29 protein-coding genes and 1 tRNA gene are annotated in these 21,469 nt (G+C 62.5%); 29 read left to right on the top strand and 1 reads right to left on the bottom strand.

The features are described from left to right. Positions 1-171 precede the first annotated feature (171 nt). The 4 genes from DL240_RS09250 (at position 172) to DL240_RS09235 (ending at position 4,360) form a co-directional block, all read left to right on the top strand. The gene (locus DL240_RS09250; RefSeq protein ID WP_111729592.1) at positions 172-528 is read left to right on the top strand and encodes a roadblock/LC7 domain-containing protein; all 357 of its coding nucleotides are present in this window, start codon (positions 172-174) and stop codon (positions 526-528) included. 167 nt (positions 529-695) lie between these two features. Continuing rightward, a complete protein-coding gene (efp, locus tag DL240_RS09245) occupies positions 696-1,259 on the top strand; it encodes an elongation factor P (RefSeq protein ID WP_111729591.1) in 564 nt (187 codons plus the stop codon). Positions 1,260-1,458: 199 nt separating this feature from the next. Next, a complete protein-coding gene (locus DL240_RS09240) occupies positions 1,459-4,233 on the top strand; it encodes a tetratricopeptide repeat protein (RefSeq protein WP_158542456.1) in 2,775 nt (924 codons plus the stop codon). 55 nt (positions 4,234-4,288) lie between these two features. Then, positions 4,289-4,360 (top strand) — tRNA-Gly (locus DL240_RS09235). Positions 4,361-4,484: 124 nt separating this feature from the next. On the opposite strand, the gene DL240_RS09230 is transcribed toward DL240_RS09235, so the two are convergent. Continuing rightward, complete coding sequence (locus tag DL240_RS09230; protein ID WP_111729589.1) at positions 4,485-4,979, bottom strand: helix-turn-helix domain-containing protein; 495 nt, start codon at positions 4,977-4,979, stop codon at positions 4,485-4,487. A 96-nt stretch (positions 4,980-5,075) separates the two neighbouring features. Between DL240_RS09230 and DL240_RS09225 the strand changes: the two genes are divergently transcribed. The 25 genes from DL240_RS09225 (at position 5,076) to DL240_RS09105 (ending at position 21,291) form a co-directional block, all read left to right on the top strand. Next, on the top strand, positions 5,076-5,669 hold the full coding sequence (locus tag DL240_RS09225) for a helix-turn-helix domain-containing protein (protein WP_347342246.1): 594 nt from the start codon (positions 5,076-5,078) through the stop codon (positions 5,667-5,669). Between the two features lie 127 nt (positions 5,670-5,796). Beyond that, complete coding sequence (locus DL240_RS09220; RefSeq protein WP_111729587.1) at positions 5,797-6,042, top strand: hypothetical protein; 246 nt, start codon at positions 5,797-5,799, stop codon at positions 6,040-6,042. A gap of 78 nt (positions 6,043-6,120) precedes the next feature. After that, a complete protein-coding gene (locus tag DL240_RS09215) occupies positions 6,121-6,567 on the top strand; it encodes a hypothetical protein (RefSeq protein ID WP_111729586.1) in 447 nt (148 codons plus the stop codon). Then, complete coding sequence (locus tag DL240_RS09210) at positions 6,564-6,830, top strand: hypothetical protein (protein WP_111729585.1); 267 nt, start codon at positions 6,564-6,566, stop codon at positions 6,828-6,830. The genes DL240_RS09215 and DL240_RS09210 overlap by 4 nt, the downstream gene beginning before the upstream one ends. Positions 6,831-6,969: 139 nt before the next feature. Next, the gene (locus DL240_RS09205; RefSeq protein ID WP_111729584.1) at positions 6,970-7,533 is read left to right on the top strand and encodes a hypothetical protein; all 564 of its coding nucleotides are present in this window, start codon (positions 6,970-6,972) and stop codon (positions 7,531-7,533) included. Continuing rightward, positions 7,533-8,609, top strand: a complete 1,077-nt coding sequence (locus tag DL240_RS09200) for a DUF3383 family protein (RefSeq protein ID WP_111729583.1) — start codon at positions 7,533-7,535, stop codon at positions 8,607-8,609. The genes DL240_RS09205 and DL240_RS09200 overlap by 1 nt, the downstream gene beginning before the upstream one ends. Positions 8,610-8,611: 2 nt before the next feature. Then, positions 8,612-9,052, top strand: a complete 441-nt coding sequence (locus DL240_RS09195; protein WP_111729582.1) for a tail tube family protein — start codon at positions 8,612-8,614, stop codon at positions 9,050-9,052. 136 nt (positions 9,053-9,188) lie between these two features. Beyond that, positions 9,189-9,650, top strand: a complete 462-nt coding sequence (locus DL240_RS09190) for a phage tail assembly chaperone (protein WP_111729581.1) — start codon at positions 9,189-9,191, stop codon at positions 9,648-9,650. Then, positions 9,647-9,871 carry a hypothetical protein gene (locus DL240_RS09185; protein WP_111729580.1) on the top strand — a complete coding sequence of 75 codons (225 nt, stop codon included), beginning with the start codon at positions 9,647-9,649 and terminating at the stop codon, positions 9,869-9,871. The genes DL240_RS09190 and DL240_RS09185 overlap by 4 nt, the downstream gene beginning before the upstream one ends. Positions 9,872-9,873: 2 nt before the next feature. After that, complete coding sequence (locus DL240_RS09180) at positions 9,874-11,709, top strand: phage tail protein (protein ID WP_111729579.1); 1,836 nt, start codon at positions 9,874-9,876, stop codon at positions 11,707-11,709. Further along, a complete protein-coding gene (locus tag DL240_RS09175; protein ID WP_111729578.1) occupies positions 11,706-12,266 on the top strand; it encodes a phage baseplate protein in 561 nt (186 codons plus the stop codon). Before DL240_RS09180 ends, DL240_RS09175 begins: the two co-directional genes overlap by 4 nt. Before the next feature lies 1 nt (position 12,267). After that, the gene (locus DL240_RS09170) at positions 12,268-12,639 is read left to right on the top strand and encodes a phage baseplate plug family protein (protein WP_111729577.1); all 372 of its coding nucleotides are present in this window, start codon (positions 12,268-12,270) and stop codon (positions 12,637-12,639) included. Next, positions 12,636-13,439, top strand: coding sequence for a hypothetical protein (locus DL240_RS09165; protein WP_111729576.1), 804 nt, complete (start codon positions 12,636-12,638; stop codon positions 13,437-13,439). Before DL240_RS09170 ends, DL240_RS09165 begins: the two co-directional genes overlap by 4 nt. Next, entirely contained in the window at positions 13,436-14,146 is a 711-nt protein-coding gene (locus DL240_RS09160; RefSeq protein WP_111729575.1) for a Gp138 family membrane-puncturing spike protein, read from the top strand. Before DL240_RS09165 ends, DL240_RS09160 begins: the two co-directional genes overlap by 4 nt. 23 nt (positions 14,147-14,169) lie before the next feature. After that, positions 14,170-14,436, top strand: coding sequence for a hypothetical protein (locus DL240_RS09155; protein ID WP_111729574.1), 267 nt, complete (start codon positions 14,170-14,172; stop codon positions 14,434-14,436). 72 nt (positions 14,437-14,508) lie between these two features. Then, entirely contained in the window at positions 14,509-15,696 is a 1,188-nt protein-coding gene (locus tag DL240_RS09150) for a baseplate J/gp47 family protein (protein WP_111729573.1), read from the top strand. A gap of 88 nt (positions 15,697-15,784) precedes the next feature. After that, positions 15,785-16,189: a contractile injection system sheath initiator gene (locus DL240_RS09145; RefSeq protein WP_111729572.1), complete on the top strand. Its 405-nt coding sequence runs from the start codon at positions 15,785-15,787 to the stop codon at positions 16,187-16,189. Continuing rightward, positions 16,186-16,740, top strand: a complete 555-nt coding sequence (locus DL240_RS09140) for a hypothetical protein (RefSeq protein ID WP_111729571.1) — start codon at positions 16,186-16,188, stop codon at positions 16,738-16,740. The genes DL240_RS09145 and DL240_RS09140 overlap by 4 nt, the downstream gene beginning before the upstream one ends. Then, positions 16,737-17,609, top strand: a complete 873-nt coding sequence (locus DL240_RS09135; RefSeq protein WP_111729570.1) for a hypothetical protein — start codon at positions 16,737-16,739, stop codon at positions 17,607-17,609. Before DL240_RS09140 ends, DL240_RS09135 begins: the two co-directional genes overlap by 4 nt. A gap of 43 nt (positions 17,610-17,652) precedes the next feature. Next, complete coding sequence (locus tag DL240_RS09130) at positions 17,653-18,315, top strand: hypothetical protein (protein WP_111729569.1); 663 nt, start codon at positions 17,653-17,655, stop codon at positions 18,313-18,315. Positions 18,316-18,404: 89 nt separating this feature from the next. Then, complete coding sequence (locus DL240_RS09125) at positions 18,405-19,088, top strand: hypothetical protein (protein ID WP_111729568.1); 684 nt, start codon at positions 18,405-18,407, stop codon at positions 19,086-19,088. Positions 19,089-19,173: 85 nt separating this feature from the next. Continuing rightward, positions 19,174-19,818, top strand: a complete 645-nt coding sequence (locus DL240_RS09120; RefSeq protein WP_111729567.1) for a hypothetical protein — start codon at positions 19,174-19,176, stop codon at positions 19,816-19,818. Continuing rightward, complete coding sequence (locus tag DL240_RS09115; RefSeq protein WP_111729566.1) at positions 19,818-20,135, top strand: hypothetical protein; 318 nt, start codon at positions 19,818-19,820, stop codon at positions 20,133-20,135. Before DL240_RS09120 ends, DL240_RS09115 begins: the two co-directional genes overlap by 1 nt. Beyond that, positions 20,135-20,473: a hypothetical protein gene (locus tag DL240_RS09110; RefSeq protein WP_111729565.1), complete on the top strand. Its 339-nt coding sequence runs from the start codon at positions 20,135-20,137 to the stop codon at positions 20,471-20,473. Before DL240_RS09115 ends, DL240_RS09110 begins: the two co-directional genes overlap by 1 nt. Next, positions 20,470-21,291 (top strand): metallophosphoesterase family protein, encoded by an 822-nt coding sequence (locus DL240_RS09105; protein ID WP_158542455.1) that lies wholly within the window; start codon positions 20,470-20,472, stop codon positions 21,289-21,291. The genes DL240_RS09110 and DL240_RS09105 overlap by 4 nt, the downstream gene beginning before the upstream one ends. Positions 21,292-21,469 lie beyond the last annotated feature (178 nt).

Here is a 21,469-nt window from a genome sequence, read left to right as displayed (position 1 = left end):
CTCAAGCAACGAACCCCGCCTTACGCGGCGCGTTAGCGGCTGTACAGCGGCCCGGCGCACGCGGTAGGCTCTTGACCTTGAACGCCCCTCTGTTGGAAAGTTGCCCCGTCCAACCGCCGCGAGCACTCCTGGCCGGGCCAGGCCGAGGGGTTTGCCACTTCTGGAGGTTTCATGTTCAAGCAAAAGTTGACCAGTGTGGTCAACAACGTCGAGGGCGCCATCGGCTGCCTGCTCATTGGCTTTGACGGCATCCCGATTGACAGCGTCTACAAAGACGAAGAGCTGCCACAAATGAGCGCGGTGGCCATTGAACTGAGCAACCTCCTCGACAAGTTTCGTCGCCTGCAGATCTACGATGTGGGCGAGGTCAACGAGGTGAGCATCACCGCCGGCACGATCACGGCGCTGGCCAAGGTGGTCGCCGAGGAATATCTGCTTATTCTCGCCCTCTCCGTGGAAGGGAACGTCAACCGTGGCCAGACCATGTTGCGGCTGATCTCCCCCTTTGTGGAGCGCGAGATGCGCTGATTGGGCGCCACCGCGCGGTCACCCGACCGCCCCACACGTTTTGAAAGGCTCGGGGCTTTTGATGAGGCTCCCGGCGCGTTGGCGCCGGGAGCATGCGTCAGAATCTCCCCTCTCCACCCGACGACGCCCCTGAATGAAGGGACCGACCCAGCACTGAGAGCGACTCCATGATCAGCACCCAGGACTTTCGTAAAAACCTTAAAATCGAGGTCGATGGTGAGCCCTACGTCATCATCGACTGCCAGCACGTCAAGCCCGGCAAAGGTGTGGCCTTTGTAAAAACCCGCATCAAGAGCCTGGTTTCCGGTCGCGTCCTGGATCAGACCTACCGCAGCGGTGACAAGGTCGATACGCCCAACCTCGAATCGCGCACCATGCAGTACCTCTACCCCGAAGACGTCCATTACGTGTTTATGGACACCGACACCTACGAGCAGCTTCGCCTGAGCAAAGATGCCGTCAGCGACGTCATTCCCTTCCTCAAAGACAACCTGGAAGTGGATGTGCTCTTCCACAACGGCAACGCGATCAGCGTGGAGCCGCCCACCTTTGTGATCCTGGAAGTCACCCAGACCGATCCGGGCTTCAAAGGCGACACCGCGCAGGGCGCCACCAAGCCCGCCACGCTGGAGACCGGCCACGTCGTTCAGGCCCCGCTCTACCTGGAGATGGGCCAGTTCGTGAAGGTCGATACCCGCACCGGCGAATTTGTGGAGCGCGTCAACAAATAACGCCTCGAAAATAAATCGTCCGGCTTAAGCTTTGTGTCGGACGTGGGGCCGGTGGGCGAGCGCCCATCGGCCCCGGATGTACTACGCCGGGCCCCTTTTTGTCGGGGCCCTCCTCCTCAAAGCCCTCAAGACCTGTACCCGGGCGGCCATAGAGACCGGGCCGGGGGCTTTCCCGTCTGACGACGAGCCAGGGTTCCTCGTGTCGATCAACCGTAACAAAGTGCTCACCGCGGCTCAGAAACACATCCGCAAGGGCAACTGGGATAAGGCCCTCAAGGAGTATGTGCTCCTGGCCGAAGACGATCCCTCCGATCTTCGCGCGCTGCTGAAATGCGGCGACCTCTACGTCAAACTCGATCGGATCGAGGAGGCGCTCACCTCGTACAAAACCGTGGCCGACCGCTACGCCCAGCAGGACATGTACGAGAAGGCCATCGCCGTCTACAAACAGGCCCAACGCCTGGATCAGGACGACGTGGCCCTGCATCACGCCATCGGTGAGTGCTACTTCCGGCTGGGCCGGCTCAAAGACGCGCTGCGCTCCTTTCATCAGGCCCAGCGCATGTACAAAGAGGCCGGTGACGCCGAGCGGCAGCGTCAGATGCTCGAACACATGGTCCGCATCGACGCCGAGGATGTGGGCCTGCGCATTCAACTGGCCGAACGCTACACCCGCGATGGTCTCAACGATCAGGCGCTGGATGCCTTTAGCTTCTGCGCCACCAAACTCGATGACGAGGGGCGTCACGACGAGCTCTTGCAGGTGCTGGAGCGCATGCTCTTTTTGACCCCGCAACGCCACGACCTGCGCAAGCGGGTCGTGCGCCTGCACCTGGATCGCCGCGACGAGCAAAGCGCCCTGCAGCACCTGCAGATGCTCTTTCGGGAGCTTCCCGAAGATATCGAAACCCTGGAGATGCTCGGCGACACCTTCGAGCGCCTCGGGCGTGATGACAAAGCCGTCCTGGTGCTCCTCTCGCTGCCCGCGCTCTACACTGCGGCCCACCGAGAGGCCGATGCCTCCAATGTCTGGCGTCGTATCGCGCGCCTCGATCCCTCCAACGCCCGGGCCCGCGAGGCCCTGGGTGCGGGGGCATCCTCCCAGGAGAGCGGCGCGCGGCGCGCGGCGCAGCACACCCCGGTGCCGGCCTACGAGACGGACCAGGTCGAGTTTCTCGACGACGATCTCGACGAGCTCGACGACATCGAGTTTCTCGATGACGAGCCCGAGCCGGCCCTGGCCCCGGCCGCCTACGCCTCGTCGGTGCCAACCCCGGCGCCCTCGGCTCCGACCGCGCCCTCGGCTCCGACCGCAACCGCGCCGGCGCCGCAGACCTCCTCGGAGGAGGCCTTTGTCGACATCACCAACGAGGTGGAGTTTCTCGACGAAGAGAGCGCCCCGGAGCTCGTGGAGATCGAGCCGCTCCCACGCCAGCCGGTCAGCGAAAGCGAAGTCCGGCAGATGCTCAGCGAGTGTCAGGTCTTTTTGAAGTACGGCCTCTACGACAAAGCCATCGCCGCGATCAACGCCGCGCTGGAGCGCTCCCCTCAAAGCCTGGTGGCCCATCAGCAGCTCCTCGATCTGGCGCGTGCCACCGGGGATCGGCAGAGCGCGTACCGCACGCTGATCACCCTGGCCGAGCTCACCGTCGACACCCCGCTGCGCGCCTACGACTTCCTGCATGAGGCCCTGGAGGTCGCGCCCAACCCGCGGGCCGTGCACGTCCGCGCGCAGGCCCTGGGACTGGATCTCACGACGCCGCCGACCAGCGACGACATCGCCGAGATCTCCATCGACGCCCTCGAAGTCGTCGACGCCACCGAGGAGCCGGGCACCGTCCAGGTCGACGTCGAGCGCATCGACGAGTTTGTCGAGCCCTTACCCCCCGACGACGAAGACGATCTTCTCTTCCTCGACGACTCGGTGGTCGATTTTCTGCCTCCCTCCGAAGAGTTCGACGCTCCCGACGCGGTGAGCGCCGCGCTGGAGACGCTGGATTCGGCTTTTGGCACCGCCAACGAGGCCCTGGAGACCGGCCTCGACCAGCCCACCGACGCCGCCGACCCCCTCTCGATGGGCGACATCGAGAGCATCGAAGAGTTTGGTGATTTCGAAGACATCGAAGATTTCGATGATTTCGACGATGTGGAGTCCCTGGAGCTCTCCGACATCCAGGAGATCGACATCGGCCTCTTCGATGAGGTCGGCGCCGCCTCCAGCGTGGTCTCCGACGATGAGCTGGCCTTTGAGACCGACGACGTGGTCGAGATGGAGCTGGGCCACGATGTGGCCGACCTCGACGCCCTCGACTTCTCGGCCCTCGACGACGCGCCGGTCGCAGATGCCCCCAGCGTCAACGCCCTCTTCGCCGATGTGGAAGCCGACGACATCTTCGAGGACCTCTTCGGCGACATGGTCTCCGGGGGCGACGTCAACATTGGCGGCGACGACCCGATGGGAGAAATGGCCGAGATCGACTTCTTCATCCAACAGGGGCTCACCGACGAGGCTGCCGAGGCCCTCACCGCCTTCGAAGCGCAGAACCCGCATCACCCGGGCCTGGCCAAGCGCCGCGCCCAGCTGATGCAGGTGCGCGGCGGCCTGGGCGCGGCCGACAACCCCTTTGGGGCGCGCAGCCTCTCACAGAAGTTCAACCCCAGCGCGGCCAACCCCACCGGCAAGGTCCCGGCCCCCGACTTCTCCACCGTGGTCAACTCCAACATGGAGCTGGGCATCGCCTACCGCGAGATGGGGCTTTTTAACGAAGCGCTCGACGAGTTCCGACAGGCCACCGACGACCCGGAGGCCGCAGACGCCGCCACCTACCAGATCGCGCTCTGCGAACGGGATCTGGGACATGGCGACCAGGCCCACCAGACCCTCAACGAGCTTTTGAGCCGAGACACCCTCAGCCACGCACTCCGAGAGGCTGCCGGGAACACGCTGCGCGAAATCTCCGATCTTGTCTCCTGACCCTGCACTTTAAACTTGACGTCCGGAGTAGGTCGCTTATCCTACCTGAACCTTCGCGGGTGTAACTCAGTGGTAGAGTGTCAGCTTCCCAAGCTGAAGGTCGTGGGTTCAAATCCCATCACCCGCTTCAATAAAATCAACAACTTACGAGCCCTCCGGGTGGCAAGTACCGCCCGGGGTGCCAAGTTCGTAACCCCCGAAGCCCAAAGACTTCGGGGGTTTTTCGTTTCTTGATGATGAGCCTGCCCCCCTCAGAGATCTTCTCCCAGGGCCTGACGAGCTCGCAAACCACCGTCCTCCAGAATCGCGCGCCGATATCCCCCGCGATGCAGGCGAAGCCGTGACTCGTCGGCCAACATGTAGCTGCCGTAGTCCGCGTAAAACTCCAGCGCATCGGCCAACACCACGATCGTGGCGTTGAGATCCTCGGAAAGCTCCTCGTAGGCCCGGCGTAACGCATCGCGTTCCATCCGCGCATGGGCCAGCTGTCCGGCCGGCACCCAGGAGGCCCTCGGCTGGGAGCGCGGAGCCCGTGGCTGACCCGCCAGCAGCTCGGCGCTGTCCACCCCCAAAAGCTCCGCCACCTGAGTGAGACGAGTGGCCGGCAATCCTCGCCGCTCCCAGACACTCACCGTTGTACTGCAGACCCCGAGCTGCGCGGCGAGTTCACGCTGCGTCCAGCCCCGGGCCCTCCGAACCTCAGCCAGCGACCGCGGGCTCACCCTTGCCTTGTGTCTCCTCGTCATAAATCCTCCTTCAGCGCACCTGATATGAAGACAGTGTCATTGCCCATCTGACCCGAAGGCGTCGGACCTGAACACATGTACCGTTAGTAACGTTACATGTCAAAGGACGGTTGCTTTATCAGGACCTGCGTACTATCGAGATCCGGTGCCCGCGCGTTCCTCCTCGCCAGATTTCCCAGGCCATTGCTCATGTTAAGCCTCGCCATCCGAGACATCAGGACGCAGCGCGGACTCACGCAACAAGAGCTGGCCGACGCGATCGGCGTCTCAAAAATGACGATCTCCCGATGGGAGCGACAACCTCCTCCCGAAGATCGCCTCCCCGAGATCGCCCGTGCCCTCCAGTGCAGTGTCCGCGCTCTGCTAGAACGTGCCGCTGGCCAGGCGGTGGAATCCCTACGCCTTGAGTGCTCTCACGTACGAAGCGACGCCGAAGCCAACGCCTGGCGAAATGCCATTGCTCTGGCCAGACTTTCCCCAGAGATCACGCTGATGCTGACCACGCTTCCGGCGTTCCTGGATCCGGATTCGGGGGTGGTCGCCCTGACCAGCCACGAACTGATCACCCGGGCAAATCTGCCGGAAAACTGGGTTCGCGAGCACTGGAATACCGTGGTGACAGGTCCCTGGGTCGAACGCCTGGGTTCGGTCGAGTGGGCATTGAAGCTGGTCTTTCCTCCCAAGAGCTAAGCTCCCCGACCAGCCGACGACGCCGGCCCACCGCCACGATCGCGCTCTTTTATCGTCATACGAACACCCTCGCCACGCTTCGCAGTTGACCTACCCTTGAAGGGCGATATCCTGCTCATCAGTTCAGATGACTGAGGTGATGATGGTCGGGGATACAACGCTAAAACAACTGGGGGATCGACTTTTGACCGATCCGCACCCCTACCAGGTGCGGCGAGCGGTGCTGCTACTACTTGTCGCGGGGCCCTACGTCCGAGCTCTGAATGAAGATGAGCTCCGGGCGCTCGCCAGCGAGGAGCACCTTCCGCTGGACGCCCTCCTCAGAGCCCGCGCCCTGATCATCGACCGACTCGAATTCGAGTTCACGGAGTAACGTTACTTCTCCTGACAGCCCACCGAAACACTGAAAACATGTACAGCCTCCAGCCCACCTTCCATCAGGAGCCTGAACATGTACATCGACAACAGCCTCACCCTCTCCACCGACGCCCTTCGCATCGAACGCCTCCCGCGCTACGTCAGCGCCGAGCACGCCGTTGAACACTACCTGCGCATCGCCCTGCAATGCGCGGGATGCTCGGCTCTGGACTACCGAAGCGTCGGACTGTTTATCCAGTACACCCCGCCTCCAGAGCCCGGTCATATCCGGGATCTGAGCACCAAATGGGAGCTGGAAGCCGCCTTCACCACCGCTCGAGACCGCGCCAGCGAGGATGACTGGGACGTCTGGTGCCAGGTCCGCATACATCACCGCGCCTACCGCGAGATTTCCGGAAGATCGAAGACCACCGTCGGCCGCCAGGTCGCACGCGTGGACGGAGTGGTGGAAGAAGCGCTGGCCGAACGCCAGCTTCTGGCCCGCCAGCCCGTCGCCAGCAAGAGGGGGGAGGAACAATGAGCACCAAAGCCGAACGCTACGTCATCGCTCGTCTGCAGGGCTCGGGCAGTCGCGAGGCCGCCCGCCTGGCGGGCTACGCCGGCGGGCGCCCGCCTTCGACGGCGCTGCGCCTCTACGAGCGCGTGCGCGACCTGAGATCGATGCCCGACGGCGGCAAATGGATCGCGCGACGGCTGCGCGAGCGCGAACACGAGGTTCGCGAACTGCGCGCCACGATGCGCGCGGTCAGGCTCCTGGAAGAGGTGGCGTCGTCGGACGCATAGACGACACCTGAACGCCTGTCCCACCCTCGATCGACCGCATAAACACGGGCGCATCCCCACCCGACACCTGCTCAAACGTCCAGTTCTCGACTCCTTGTGAAGGGACAACGCAACGACGCCAACCCGGCAGGTGACTACGATGACTTCACACACATTTCCTGATGACCTTCTCGAAGCCACCCGAACCTGGGTGGTCGCCGCGACCGGACTCGCCCCGGAGCGCGTGATCTTCGACGGCGCCACGGCCCCCTGGCCGGAGGCGCCTTTTTTCATGGTGCGACTCCCCCAGCTCGACCGCTCCGCAGGCACCGACGAGCTCCACTACGAGCTCGACGCCAACCAGGCGATGCAAGCCCGCGTCGTCGGCCAGCGCTCGGCCACGGGAGTGTTGCGGGTCTGTGGCCCCGGAGGCGCGGCGCTCCTCTCTCAGTGCTCGCTGGCCCTGAGCCTGCCCGCACTTCAGCGAGAGCTTCAAGCCCTCGCCATCACCCTTTCCAGCACCGGCCCCACCACGCCGGTCAACGATGAGACCCTCGCGGAACTCCCCGCACCGGTCTTTGAGCGCGAATTCGCGCTCCATTACGCGCTCAAACTCAGCTCGACCGATGTCGAGCCCCACTTTGAGCGCCTGGTCATCGACGTCGAACTCGACGCCGATCCTCACTTCACCGACCCACTCATGGTCACCCTGGAGGCAGATTAATGGCCGCAACGCATGATTCAAACATCTCCATCGACATCATCCTGGATGCTCCTTCGCCCTCCCAGGCCGGCTTTGGCATCCCCCTGCTGGTCGCGCAAACCGACGTCGCAGTCGCCCCCGAAAACCGCGTCATGGGCTTCTCCTCGGCGCGCGAGGTGGACGACGCCCTGACCCAGGGCACGATCAGCGCGGGCATCGCCTACCGCCTGAAGTCCTCCTTTGCCCAGCAGCCTCGCCCCTCGCTCATCAAACTCGGACTTAAGTCCAACGATCCGGCGGAAACCTACGCCGACGCCCTGCTGGCGATCGAGGCCGCCGACAACCTGTGGTACGGCCTGGCGATTGACTCGCGCCTGGAAGCCGATATCGCCGAAGCCGCCGCGTTTGCCGAGGCGCGCACGATGCTCTTTGTGGCGCAATCCAGCGATCAGAGCCTGCTCAGCGCGGGGCTGCCGGTGGCCTACGAGAACCTGGCGGTCAACGAGCGCACCGTCGTCGTCTACCACAGTGACGACAGTGAGGCGGCCGATCTGGCCTGGTTGGCCAACCGTCTGGCCTTCAACCCGGACACCTTCTCGGCGCCCTGGGACTGCCGGATCTTCGGCGTGAAACCCTACAGCGGTAGCCCCATGGGCAGTGGCGAGCGCAACGCGGCGATGGGCAATCACATCAACCTGGTCCTGCCCTACGGCCCGGTCCAGACCTTCGTCGATCCGGGCGTCAACCTGGCGGGGCGCCCGATCTACGAACTTCTGACCCGCGACTGGTTTGCCCTGCGCCTGGAGCAGCGCGTGGCGCAGACCAAGATCAACATCTCGGCCCGCGGTCAGAAGATCCCTCTGGGCCAGCAGGGCATCTCCATCCTTCGCCCCCTGGTCGAAGCCCAACTGGCCGAAGGTGTGGCCGCCGGGCACTTCATCCCCGACCAGACCGAGGTCGTGTTCATCGCGCCCACCCAGGCTGACATCGACGCGCAACGCATCCGCGCCACCGGTCGCGCTCAGCTTGCGGTCGGCGCCCGCACCTTTGACTTCACCTTCAACTTCCAGCGCACCGCCATCCATCAGGAGGACTAATCATGAACTTCCAGATTCTCAAAACGCACGACTTCAAACAGACCGTTCTCTCCATTGGCGGCCAGCTCATCGGTGGCTTCGGCGAAGAAGGCGGGATCGAATTCGAATGGGGCTCCGACATCGGTGAAGACGTCGTCGGTGCCGACGGCGAGGTCACCTTCAGCCGCACCAACGACCGTCGCCTCTATGCCGACATCACCGTGATGCAGACCTCGGCCGGATACGCCCGCTTGATGGCGCTGATGCGTGCCCAGCAGGCCCAGTCCAACATCGAAGAGCTGCCCTTCGAATTGAGCAATCCCGGCACCGGCGAACGGGTTGCCTGCGCGTACACCGTGTTCAAGACCCGCTCCGATCCCACGCAGCAGAAACAGGCCCAGGAGCGCACCATCCGCGTGCTGCTGCCCTACGCCGAAGTCAGCGGGCCGGAAACCGCCCTCTAAGAGAAACAGGTTCGTGCCCTTTCGGAGGCGCGAATCCGGCGTCTTTTCTCAGGGCGCGGCGCCCGCACGGCGTCGCGCCCTGTTTCGTTGTCCCCCCCTTCATCGCTTTTAATCCCCAGTAACCGACGAGAACACCATGAATGAACTCACGATTGTCGACGCCAAAGGCACCCCCCACTCCTACCACATTCAGCCCCACCCGGCCGGCGAGGGCACTCGCCTGGTCCTGCAGGTCATGTCGCTGGCCGCCGAACCCCTGGGCCGCCTGCTGGAGTCCAAACTCGCCGACATGATGAATCGTTTTGCCGAGGGAGAATTCGGCGCCGACACCGAGCTCTCCTCCCTGGGAGCGGAGCTGGGCGACATCGAGTGGCATGCCATCGCCGGCGATCTGCGACGGGTCATCGCCGAGGTCGATGGCACCCGCCTGATCCGCGACCTCCTCAAATACACCCGGCGCGACGGCAAAGCGCTTGGCGAGCAGGGCAACTACGATCTGGCCTACCAGCAAAACTATCTGGAGATGCTCAAAGCCGTCGTGCAGGTCATCCGTATCAACGGATTTCTGGGTTTTACCGCATCGCTCGCGAGCGAATGAACGCGCCCCAGTCCACACCGCGCCTGCACGTCCAGCGCGCGCTTGCGCGCGCTCGCGGCGTGGACTGGTGGCTGCATTCCATCGCCACGAGCGGCAAATACAACGACAGCCTCCTGGACATTGAGCAACGCTGGTCGGTGCGCCAGCTCACCGACGCGTTGCGGGTCCTCGACGTGTGGTCGGCGATCGAACGCCCGCCCCCTAACCCTCGGACAACCTGATTATGGCCAAAAAAAAGTTGACTCTGGGGGATGTGCTCGACCCGACCTCCCTCTTCCCGGCGCTCCGAGCCCTGAGAGCCATTAATAAGGCGCTCAAAGTTACATCTAAAACGCTCAAAAAAATTCGTTCCGTCACAGCGGAGGTCGTCGTTCGTGTGACCGGAAATACGACCGAAGCCCCCGCCAAGGACAACCCAAAAGAATCCCAAAAGGACGGTAAAAACTCCGAGGTTGAAGGTGGTCTTAAAAAACAAAAAGAAGCCCTCGACACATTCAAAACATCACTCGGAGAGCTAAAAACAGCCGCCACGGACCTTTTCAACACGGTTTGGGGAGGTCTCAAAAAAGCAGGAACCACGCTCTTCGATATGGTTAAAGGAGCAGCGGATTCTGTTCGAGACGTCAGCAAACAGGCGGATCAATACGGAGTCACCGTCGAGCGGCTCCAGCAGGCAATGTATGCCAGCTCCAAGAGTGGCAAAGATCTTCAGGAAACCCTGGCACTCCTGGAAAAGTGTGATCCTGAGATGCTCAAACTCGCCGCCGAGGCCGAGCCGATGGGAGCCGTCTTCTCTGACGAGGCCATCTCCCATTTCAACATCTTCAACAAAGAGTTCGATCGCATTCAGGGCACGATCAACCGCTTCAAAAACGCACTTGTCGCCGGAATCATGCCCTCCGTCCTCGCCTTGCTTCGGCGTCTCAACAGCTGGCTCGACACCAATCGCGAGCTCATCAACAGCAAGATTGATGTCTGGGCCGAGGCCATCGGTGATGCCATTGAGGTGCTGAGAAACCAGTTCGATCACCTCGACGCTTTTGTGCAAAAGATTGGCGGATGGGAGACGATCTTTGATGGAATCGCCATCGCTCTGGCCGGACTGGGATTTCTTGTGGTGGCGTCCAAGGTCGGCGCACTCTGGACCTCGCTCACCGCTGTGATTGCCGCGTTTAAAGCAGTCGGACTGGTGGCGGCGATCGCTCTGGCGAAACCCCTGATCATCGGTGCCATGATCACAGCGCTCATCATAGGTCTGGCGCTGGCCATTGAAGACGTCATCGTCTTTCTACGTGGTGGCGATTCCATGCTGGGGCGCTTTCTCGAGAAGTTCGGCCCCCTCGTAAAACAGATGTGGAATAATCTTGTCACCGGCGTCAAAGACGCGATTAACGGGATCATTGCCGGCTTCTCCTCGATGGTCGACGGGGTCAAAAACTACATCAAAGACCTCATCAATGGCATCATCGAAGACTTCTACGCTCTGGTCGCCCATGGCCGAAACCTTATCAACGGCCTATTCAACTCTTTTGTTGAGTTCTTCACCCAACTCCCTCTGGTTTTTACTCTACTCACCGAAGGGTGGAACGTACTCTGGGACAACTTAAAACAGACCCTTTCCGATGTCCTGGTAGGGCTTAGGGCCGAGTGGGACGGGTTTGTTAACAACCTTTTCAACCTTCTGAATACCGCCGGAGAAAAGCTACGCGAAGCCTTCGAAGGACCGCTCACCTGGTTGAAAGAAAGTTTTCAAGGCGTGCTCGACACCTTTGAAACAGCAAAAAATGCGCTGACCAATCCTGGCCAGGCCATCCTTGACGCCGGCCAGGGTATGCTCTCGCGCGTCAGCAATGCCTTTGCTCCCGATGAAGAAGCCAATCTTCGCTCTCCTGGCGTGGGTCCTCAGACCCAGAACGCCTCTACGCAAGTTAACGTGCACGTCGAGGGCAGCTCCGCCAGCCCGGCTGACATTGGAAACGAGGTGGCACGTGGCGCTCAACAGGGCATGGGACGAGCACTACGCCAGACGCAGGCAGCGACTGCCGGAGGTGAACTATGAGCGTCACACTTGTACGACCCAACGGAGAGTCGCTGACCTTTGACGCCTCTCCCACCCAGAGCTGGTCCACGTCAAACCAAATCACAGACCACCCGGTTGAAGAAGGCGTGACGATTTCGGACCACGCCCGACACCAGCATCTTCAAGTTTCCATCACCGGAATCGTTTCCGACTCCTTCGTTGGCGAAGGCGGAGCAGAAGGCGATCGCATTACCCAGGCGCTTCGCTTCCTCAACGACGCTGGCGAGAACGCCGAGCTTCTCGAGCTTGAATCACGACACGCACGGTCGGGGCCCTGGCTTCTTGAAAGCTGGCCCTATGATGTCACGCATCTTCGCAACCTTGTTTTCAACATTACATTGAGAGAAGTGCGTATTGCGAAGGTTGAGACACGAACCCTTCCGCGCGCAGAAATTACTGATACTGAACCGCCAACTAAAGAACTTGGCCAGTGTTTGTTGGAGGAGTGTCCCGAGCCTGAGCAAAAGAAGGTCATTGAAGAGCCCGAACTGAAATCTGCATTGGCCACTATTTTCGACTTTTTTGGCAGGAACTAACATGATCCAACGACTTCCAACCTTCGCCGAGTTTCCTAAACACATCATGACGCTGACGCTCAGTGGAAAGGTGCTCCGTTACCAGCGCACTTATCGGCCGCGCACCGGGTCCTGGTACGTGGACATTTTCGATCGCGATGAGAAGCCGCTGCTGCTGGGGCGCCGTTTGGTGGGTCAGCAGGTGGTGGCGGGGCCCGAGGTGCTGGGCGTGGACGGGCTGATCTACGCCCGTGGCCCGGACGAACCGCGTCGCGAAGACCTGGGCGAGGCGTTGCGCGAGTACTACGTCGAGTTGGACGTGTTGACGCCCGAGGTCGAAGACGTCGCCGATGCCTTCATTGTGTCTGTTGAGAGCAACGAGGAGGTGCCATGAGTTTTATGCGACAGGTCATTGTCGAGTTCGGGGTGCCTGGCGAGAGCGCGCGCCGGTTTACGAAGCTGCGGATCAGCGGTGAGGTGAAAAAGTCGAGGGGCCGCAACGCAAATACGGCGGCGGTGTCGATTTACAACCCCTCGCCAGACGCGCTCGCGTTCGCGCAGCGCGAAGGCACGATGATGCGGGTGTTGGCCGGCTATGAGGTTCCTCGGCTGATCTTCGCCGGCGACATCAATCGCGGAGGTGTGGAGCTCTCGCATGATGAGGTGGACCGCGTCTTGCGCATCGAGGCGCAGGATGGCGGCCGGCGCCTGCGTGAGGCGCGGGTCGACACCTCATTCTCGGCAGAAGTGAGCGCGGAGCAGGTCTTCGGCACGCTGGCCGACGCGCTGAATGTTCCGCTGGGCACCGTGCGCGTGGAGAGCGACGCGCGCTGGCCACGGGGGCTTACACTCTCCCTGCCGGCGCGCGATGCGCTCGACGAGGTCTGTCAACGTCTGGGTGTGCGCTGGTCGATTCAAGACGGGCTGCTGCAGGTGCTTCCCTCGGGCGAAGACACCGGCGAGGTCGCCGTGGTGGTCTCGGCCACCAACGGCAACCTGATCGGCTCGCCGCGCCCCCTGGATAAGGGGCTGGAGGTCACCGCGCTGCTCGATGGACGCATTCGCCCCGGCCGCCGCTTCATCGTGGAGAGCCGCGACTACCAGGGGACTTATATCGCCACCGAGGTCAAACACACCTTTGATTCGGGGTGGGATACCTCGTTTTATACCGTCATCACCGGGAGAGAGACATGAGTGAGCGCCATCCCGAACTTATCGATGTGCTGCAACAGGTCGTTCGCAGCGAACTTGCCCGGGTGCATACCTCGCTACCGGGCGTGATTGAGAGCTACGACGCCACCACCCAGACCGCGGAGGTGCGCATCCCCATCCGCTTCTCGCGCCGCGACCCGGACACCGGCGAACGCGTGCCCTACGAGCCCCCTCCCCTGCCGAACGTGCCCATCGCCTGGCCCGCCGGCGGCGGCGGTGCCTACAGCGACACCTGGCCCTTACAACGAGGCGACGAAGTCTGGCTCAGTTTCGCCGAACGCAGCGTCGACGAGTGGCTGCTGACCGAGGGCGAGCTCGTCACGCCAGCCGACGTGCGCCGGTTTTCGTTGTCGGATGCGGTGGCGACGCCCGTGCGATCGCGGGGTCAGCTGCCGGGTGATGCGGTGGCGAGTGATGCGCGGGTGATTCGGGGGGAGAAGGTGCGAATTGGTCATGCTGAGGCAACCGAGGCTTTGGCGATCGCCAAGCATGTGGAGACCCGACTTAACGCCATCGAAGATTATATCCGGACCCATGAACACGCCTACATTGTGCCCGCGATCCCAGCTTCGCCTGGTCCGACTATGAAAACACTAGTCGACCCGACCATGCTAATCGGCGGCTCCGACCCCAATGCTCCCTCTACCACATCCGGCTCTACCGCCAGCGCGATCACCTTCTCTCTTTAGACTTTCATAACAGGAAAACCACCATGCCCCTCTCTGCTGAACGCCTTGCTAAAGACACCTACAACACCATCCTTGGCGACGCCGAAGAACGCTACACATATTTCGAAGAAGAACAACGAGACATGTACAAACCCACACCTTCACCTGAACTCTACAATTTACTTCACTACATGGCGCAGGTTCTCGTGGCTGAAATACAAAACAACCTGACGATCATGCCACTGAAGGTGAACAACGCCGATAACCGACCGATCGGCGAAACCGTCGAGACCACCGGAATCGTTCAGTAAGCGCTGTATCCCCCTTTCCCAATCATTCAGGCGCTCTCACAGCGAGCCTTTTTCATAGATACGGAGTCCACCATGGCTGACCACCCCTGGGGCCTGAGCGATCAGGGCCTCGAAGTCCCTCGCTTCGCCGACTACCTCACCTTGATTCGCGACCAGTACGAGGCAGAGACCGGCCTTCAACTCGACTGGGGACGCGACACCTTCCTGGGCAACATCACCGCGTTGATGGCCCAGCAGCTCGACCAGAACGCGCAGCTTCTGCATGCCGTTTACGACGCGCAGGACCCGGAAAGTGCCTCGGGAGTGCATCTCGATAAACTCTGCGCCCTGACCTACGTCACCCGCATCCCGGCGCGCGCGTCCACCGTCACCCTGGAGCTCACCGGCGATGTGGGCGTCACGGTACCCGCCGGCCAACATGTCGAAGACAACGCGCGCCAGCGCTGGATCACCGACCAGGCCGTCACCCTCATCGAGCAGGAGGGGCAGGGCAAAGCGCAGGTCGACGCCCACTCCGAAGAGGTGGGCAACATCAACGCAGACGCCGAAACCATCACAAAGATCATCACCCCGGTCGCCGGCTGGCTCAGCGTGACCAACCCCCAGAAAGCTACCGCCGGGCGTGAACGAGAGACCGACTCCGAGCTGCGTCAGCGCCGCAAGCTCTCGCTCCAGGTGCAGGGCGGATCGAGCTGCGCCGCCATCCGCGGCAAATTGCTCGCGCTCGACTTCGTAAAAAGCGCCGAGGTGTTCGACAACCCATCCAACAGCACCAAAACCATCGCCGGAGTCACGGCACCACCCCACACGGTGGTGGTGTACATCTATGGCAAAAACTCGGATGGCTCACTGCAGGACGCCGACCAGAAGCGCGAGGTGGCCGAGGTGCTCTACACCACCCTCAGCGCCGGGGTACGCACCGCCGGCAACGACGAATCCTGGGCGGTGACCACCGCCGACGGCGCACAGAACGTCGTGCAATGGAGCTACAGCGAAGCGGTCCCCGTCGACGTCATCGTGACGCTCACCGGGGTTAACCTGACCAGCGTTGTCGTGGACGCCACCACCAACATCATCCAGGCCCACTTCCGTGCGTTGCGCGTGGGCGAGACGGTGCACCGTCTACCGCTGATCGTGGCTCTGGCGAAGCTCGACGGCGTCACCGGCGTGGAGGTGCTCTTCGACGGGGTGGACGCCGACGTGGACGTCGAACCCTATCAGGTCGCCACCACCGGCGTGCCCACCATCCTGCAGGGATAGTGGGCGCGTCGGTGACGTCTGGAGCCTGCACACCCCATATCGATCCGAGGGCCCCGCTACGGGGCCCTCGGCTTTTCAGGAGGACACCATGTTTACCGACGTTCAACTCGTCGACGGGGATCTCCCCGAGCACACGCGCTTGATTGAGGGCCCCGAGCTCATCGCCCAGCGCATCCGCATGCGCCTGAGCACCTTTCGCGGCGAGTGGCTCCTGGATCGTCGCGCCGGCCTGCCCTTCTTGCGATGGCGCTCCCAACGCTCGCCACCGCTGGAGGCCATGGCCGCCCGGGTGCGAGACGACATCGCATCCATCCCGGGCATTCTCGAGGTCAGGGCCCTGCGCGCGGAGCAAGTCGACGACACCATTCGGCTCTCCGGCGAAGTGCGCCTGGAGGAGGGAGCCGCGCTCGACCTGAGCGTGGAGGTCGCCACCTCGGGCAACACCTCTCCCACCGTGGCACTGAACCTCTCTCACAGTGGAGCCCCCCTATGAGTGAACTGACCTACATCCCAGATTACCCCGAGCGCACCCGGGCGATCACCCTGGCCCAATTTCGTACCTCTCCCCGGATTCAGGCGCTCATCAACGCGCTCGCAACTTCGGCACAGCACACCGAAGACCTGGGCTTTGACACCCTGCTCACCAACAACGTCGACCACACTCGGGGCCAGGCCCTGGAACGCTGGGGGCAGGTGGTCGGCGAACCTCGCCGGGAACGAAGCGACGACTCCTACCGCCCTTTCATCAAGGCCAGGATCACCGCCAACAACGTCTCGGGCGTCGCCGACGACTTTATCGAACTGTGGCGCCTGATCACCGGCGCCGAGCACGTGCGTTTATTTGCGCTGACCGCGGGAGCCTTTGCCCTGGTGGCAGCCCCCTCCGAGCCCTTAAGCGACACCCAACGCCGGCACATTCGCACCTTCATCGAAAGCATTCGCCCCGCCGGCATTGCTCTTGTCTTAATCGAGGCGCCTTCCGGCGCCTTTTCTTTTGATACCGGCCCTGGCTTCAACGTCGGCGCCTACGCGAGGATTCTATGAACAGACCAACCGAAGAGATCGAGTGGGCCGAAGACCCCGGCGCCGAAGTCGACGAGCCCGACGCGTTGCGGCCGTCGGGCTTTCCTTTTGGCTTTGTGCCTGCGGCGCAACAAATCAACTGGATGTGGAGGACGGTGGGGAGGTGGGTGAAGTGGTTGGCGAACAAAAGCGACAACCATGTGCATGATGGGGGGAGCGGGGAGTTGAGTGCGCCGAAGGTCAATCTTAAGGAGCATATCAACTGGGGCGAAGGAGGGGAATTTAAAGTCACTCTTGACAGAGACTCTATCGATCGAGTTCATGAAATCACCCATCGATGCACTGACATAAACCCATCCAGTTTTACGCGCTTCATTTCCGATGAGATCCAGACAAAAAACATTGGACTCATTAGCAACATGTCAAAGGTTGTAGACATTTACGCGTCCGACATTGATCCCACCTCCAACTCAGCCTCTTTAAACATAAGCACCTTCTCTTCCGACGGGAAGGTAAACATGAACCTCATCGGGAACCTATATGCGACCGAACAGATTGAAGGAAGCAACACACCCAAGGTACTCATCCTTGTTCATGAGGATGGACAAGGCTTTTTCAGCTTAACTCCAACGTCGCGCGTTAGCCACGTAGATCGAACATCGCAAGGGCACTACATTGTAAAAATCCCAACACAAATCACTTTCCCTTTCATCCAAATCACTCCACAAATGAATTTCTCTTCACAAAGCGACCACTTTGCAACGTATCGTTCCATCATTAACCCGTCTGACGACGAGACCACCATTTACATTGAAATAACAAGCAGCAGTGGAACGTCTAGAAACGCTCCATTCATCCTTGCGCTCTACTCCTCTTACGGATTCGACTAAAACGCCAGACCGCCCCCGGGCGGTCTTTTTTTTGGAGAACACCATGGGACTCTTTGAAACCCTCAACCGCCTGGGCGTACTCGGCGCCGGTCGCCGGCCCGAATGGCGCTCGCAATCCACCACATATGGCCCCCCTGCCGCGCTCTCGGCCGGCGTACCACTGAGCGGCGCGATGAAGACGCTGGTGTATGTGGCGCCCCGCGAGGAAGCGCACTATCGAACAGCTCGCATCAGGTTAAGCTTCTCGAAGAGCGCTCTCTACACGGCTACCATCAATGGCATCGACGTGGACCAGGGGGCCTACAACAATGAAGCAACGACCCTGAGTAAGCTCGCAGAAGGCATCAACGCCGATGTGAATTTGCAGCCTCTGGTGCAGGCCACATACGACGCCGACGCCCGAGAGGTCATCGTGCGCGGGCTCGGCCCCGAAGACTTCATGATCACGACGACGTCAACCTACGGGGATATCACGGTCCACGCCGACGCCACCGAATGCACCGCGCGCGTCTGGCTGCTTCCTGGCGGCATCGCCAACGCCGCCAAACCATCAGCCTGGGTGCAGGCCTCACGCGGCGAGTTCATGCTGGACCACCGGGGCATGGTGGAACGCGTGGACACGGCGGGCTTCGACCGGCTCTACATCGAAATCGCCGACGCCGATGGCCTGGTCCATGTCGCCGTGGGCCCGGGGGTGCTGGAATGAACCTGTATTGTGACGCCATCGTCAGCCCCGGCACCTCGGGGCTCTTCGCTCAGGCAGTCGTTCGTTCACCGCCGCGAAGGAGACCGGATGTGGACGTAGACCACTTTTTTAACATCGCCGGTGGCCTTGCCCGCTACGACGCGCGCACGCTAAGTCTGGCCGATGGCGCGCCGGTGGCGGAGTGGGGCGACACGTCGGGTCAGTTGCCATCACTGGTCGACATGATGACGCTCGCTCCAGACGAGTATCAGGTGAGTCCGACCTATGAATTTAGCGCTCAAGGGGTGTTGTTCTCGGCGGAGCAAAGGTCCGCGATGCAGATCCCGGCTGAGGCTGTTAGCGACCCTCTGGTAGGAGTCACGGTCGTCGCACTGGTGAACAAGCAGTCTCAGGATGGCGTAAGGCAGTTGGCCGTCTGGGGCGACATTGCGACTCTTGATACGGGCAGATGGGGTTTGACCACATATCCCGATGATGCGCTACAGCTCTATGGGTACGCGATCAGCAGATCGGTGTCTGGGGTGTGGTCTTCTGGGTACTCCATCGTGTCTGTCGTGTCCGATACGAGCGGTATCAAGGCGGGCGTTCAGCAATCGACCATGGTAGCGCAGGTGAGCCCGCACAACACCCTATTTGCGCCACGTGACGAGCCTGGCCTGCTGGGTCGGCTCTTCGGCGGGCTCGTACACGACCTGCTCTTCTTCAACCGCGCACTGACCCCGGCGGAGCTGGCACACGTGCGTGCAGAGCTGGCCGCCGACTGGGGCATCTAGCCCGGCGATCCCCACATCCCCCCACCCTCTCCTCGCCCCGCTTCGGCGGGGCTTTTTCATTTCTTGCACCCTTTCGGAGGCGATCATGCCCCTTATCCCCACCGAAGGCGCGCGGCTTCGCCGCGCTCTGCTTTCTGCCGCGCTCTCCGAGTGGGAGCGCGGCGTGGAGTGCCGCCGCGACGCCACGCGCATCAGCCGCTACTTCCGCGACTGCGGCTGGCAGTGGCACCTCGATCAACACGCCGGTGGCGCCTTCGACGAAGACCTCCGCCGCGCCTCGCCGCACCTGGAGTACTGCGGCCTCTTCGTGGCCTTTTGTGGCCTGCACCTGGGCCACCACCTGGAACCGGAGCGCTGCGTGCCGGTGCGTCTGCGGCCAGGCATCGCCGAGCTGGTGCTGCCCTCGACCTTCCGGGCCCAGAGCGCCCGGCACTGGGCCCGCGCCGGCGTCGCCGCCCCTCCTCCGCTCGAGCCTGGTGAGGCCGCCCTGCACCCCGGCGACATCATCACCCTGCGCACCCGCTCTCGCGCCCCCCGGCCCTACGGCGACCACTTCGCCATCGTCCACCACGCCGCCGGCGACACGGTTCACACCGTGGAGGCCAACGCGGTGGGCCCCCTCGGGCCGGATAAAGAGATGGGACGCGGCGTGATTCGGGGCAAACGCCCCCTGCGCGATGTGCGACGCATCTACCGACTTCGCCCCGAACACATTGAGGAGGTCTGCTGATGGATAGCGCGTTGATGATCTTCACAGGATGGTCCACCGCGATTTTTGCGGTGATCGAGGCCATCCAGCGCATGCCCGGGGTGCGCGAGCACCCCGGCTGGGCCCGAGCCCTGCCCATGATGCCTCTGCTCCTGGGGGGCATCTCCGGACCGGCGGTACTTCCGCTGCTCGCGCCTCATCTGCCCTGGCTGACGCAGGTCGGCCCCCCCGAGGCCGTGATGATGGGCATCGGGGCCGGCGCGGTGGCTGCCTCCGGACATAGCGCCCGTAAACAAACCCTGGGCGGCAGAGATCCCCGGATCTCGGGAGGGAGATGATGGAATGGGAACGCCTGTTCACACATCTGGGCACCGCCCTGCTGGGAGCGCTGGTCACGCTGGGGGGCGCGGTGATGGCCGCCTGGCGCAAGCACCGCGAGAGTGAACTGCTGGCCGGCCAGTCGCTCCGCGACGAACTGCGAGAAGAGCTGCGAGAAACCCGCGAGGAACTGCGACGCGTCCGGGATGAACTGGAACATCTCAAAGCCGAACGCCTGGTGCTCAAGCGAGCCCTGGATACCCGGGACGACGAGATCGCCAGGCTGCAACTCGAAGTTGCCCAACTCCAAGAAGGGCAGCGACGCCTGGAGGTGCGCAACGAATGGGAGGAACGATGACCTCTTCCACACTCAGACTTGCTCTGCCCGGAGATTCGCCGCCGAATGTGATCCACCTCAGCGACCTCCACCTGCGCGATGCCACCACGCTGCGAAACGCCCAACGCCTGGTGGACCACATCGCCTGGCGCTTTCGCAACACCCCCACCCTCGTCGTGCTCACCGGCGATATCATCGATACGCCCGACCCCGGGCTCTGGACTCAGGCCGAGACGCTGCTCCGGCCACTTCGCGCCGCAAACATCCCGGTGGTGGCCTGCCCGGGCAACCACGACGTGGCCTGGATGGGACTGGTCGGACGTGAGCGCTACCGGACGATGGCACTGCAGTGGCTGGCGCAAAGTGCCGGCGCACCGCCGCCGGAGCTGAGCTGGCCGCGAGTCTACCGCGCAGCCAGCCTCTCCCTGATTCTCTGCGACTCCAACCAGGGCCACAACAAACTCGCCACAGGCCAACTCGGCTACCCTCAGCGCATGGCCCTCGCACTCGCCTGTCAATCCGCCAGCGAGCGGGGCGACCAGGTGATCGTGGCGCTTCACCATCACCCGATGAGCGACGATCCCAGCCTGCGGCTCAAAGACGCCGACGCCCTCTTGCACCTGCTCTCAAGCCGCTGCGACGTGCTGCTCTGCGGTCATCTGCATCAGGCTGCCGCCTGGTCAGAGGTCTGGGGCATCCGACGCGTGTATGCAGCGGACGCTTCGACCCGCTCGTTGCGCTATCGCCATCTCTGGTACGACGCCGGGCGGTGGCTCTCCTCCTGGGTCCATCTCAACCAGGCCCTCCTTCCTCCCTACCCCTCCGCCTCGTCGTCCTGAACTCCTCCCAACTCGCCGGAGCGTCGCGTCTCCTGTCCCCCTGCCCCCTCCCAACCTCCGCGCTCCCGAACGCAGCCCCGAGGGGTCACTCCCACCCACAGGGGTCTTCGACCCCATCGGCTGCGACCCGACTCCCAGCTCGGACGCTCCCCTACCCCCCACCCCTCGGAGTTGACTC

It is taken from the genome of Lujinxingia litoralis, from assembly GCF_003260125.1.
Lineage (GTDB): Bacteria > Myxococcota_A > Bradymonadia > Bradymonadales > Bradymonadaceae > Lujinxingia > Lujinxingia litoralis.
Note: the sequence above shows the minus strand (reverse complement) of the source record. Positions and strands in the feature narration are given on the sequence as shown.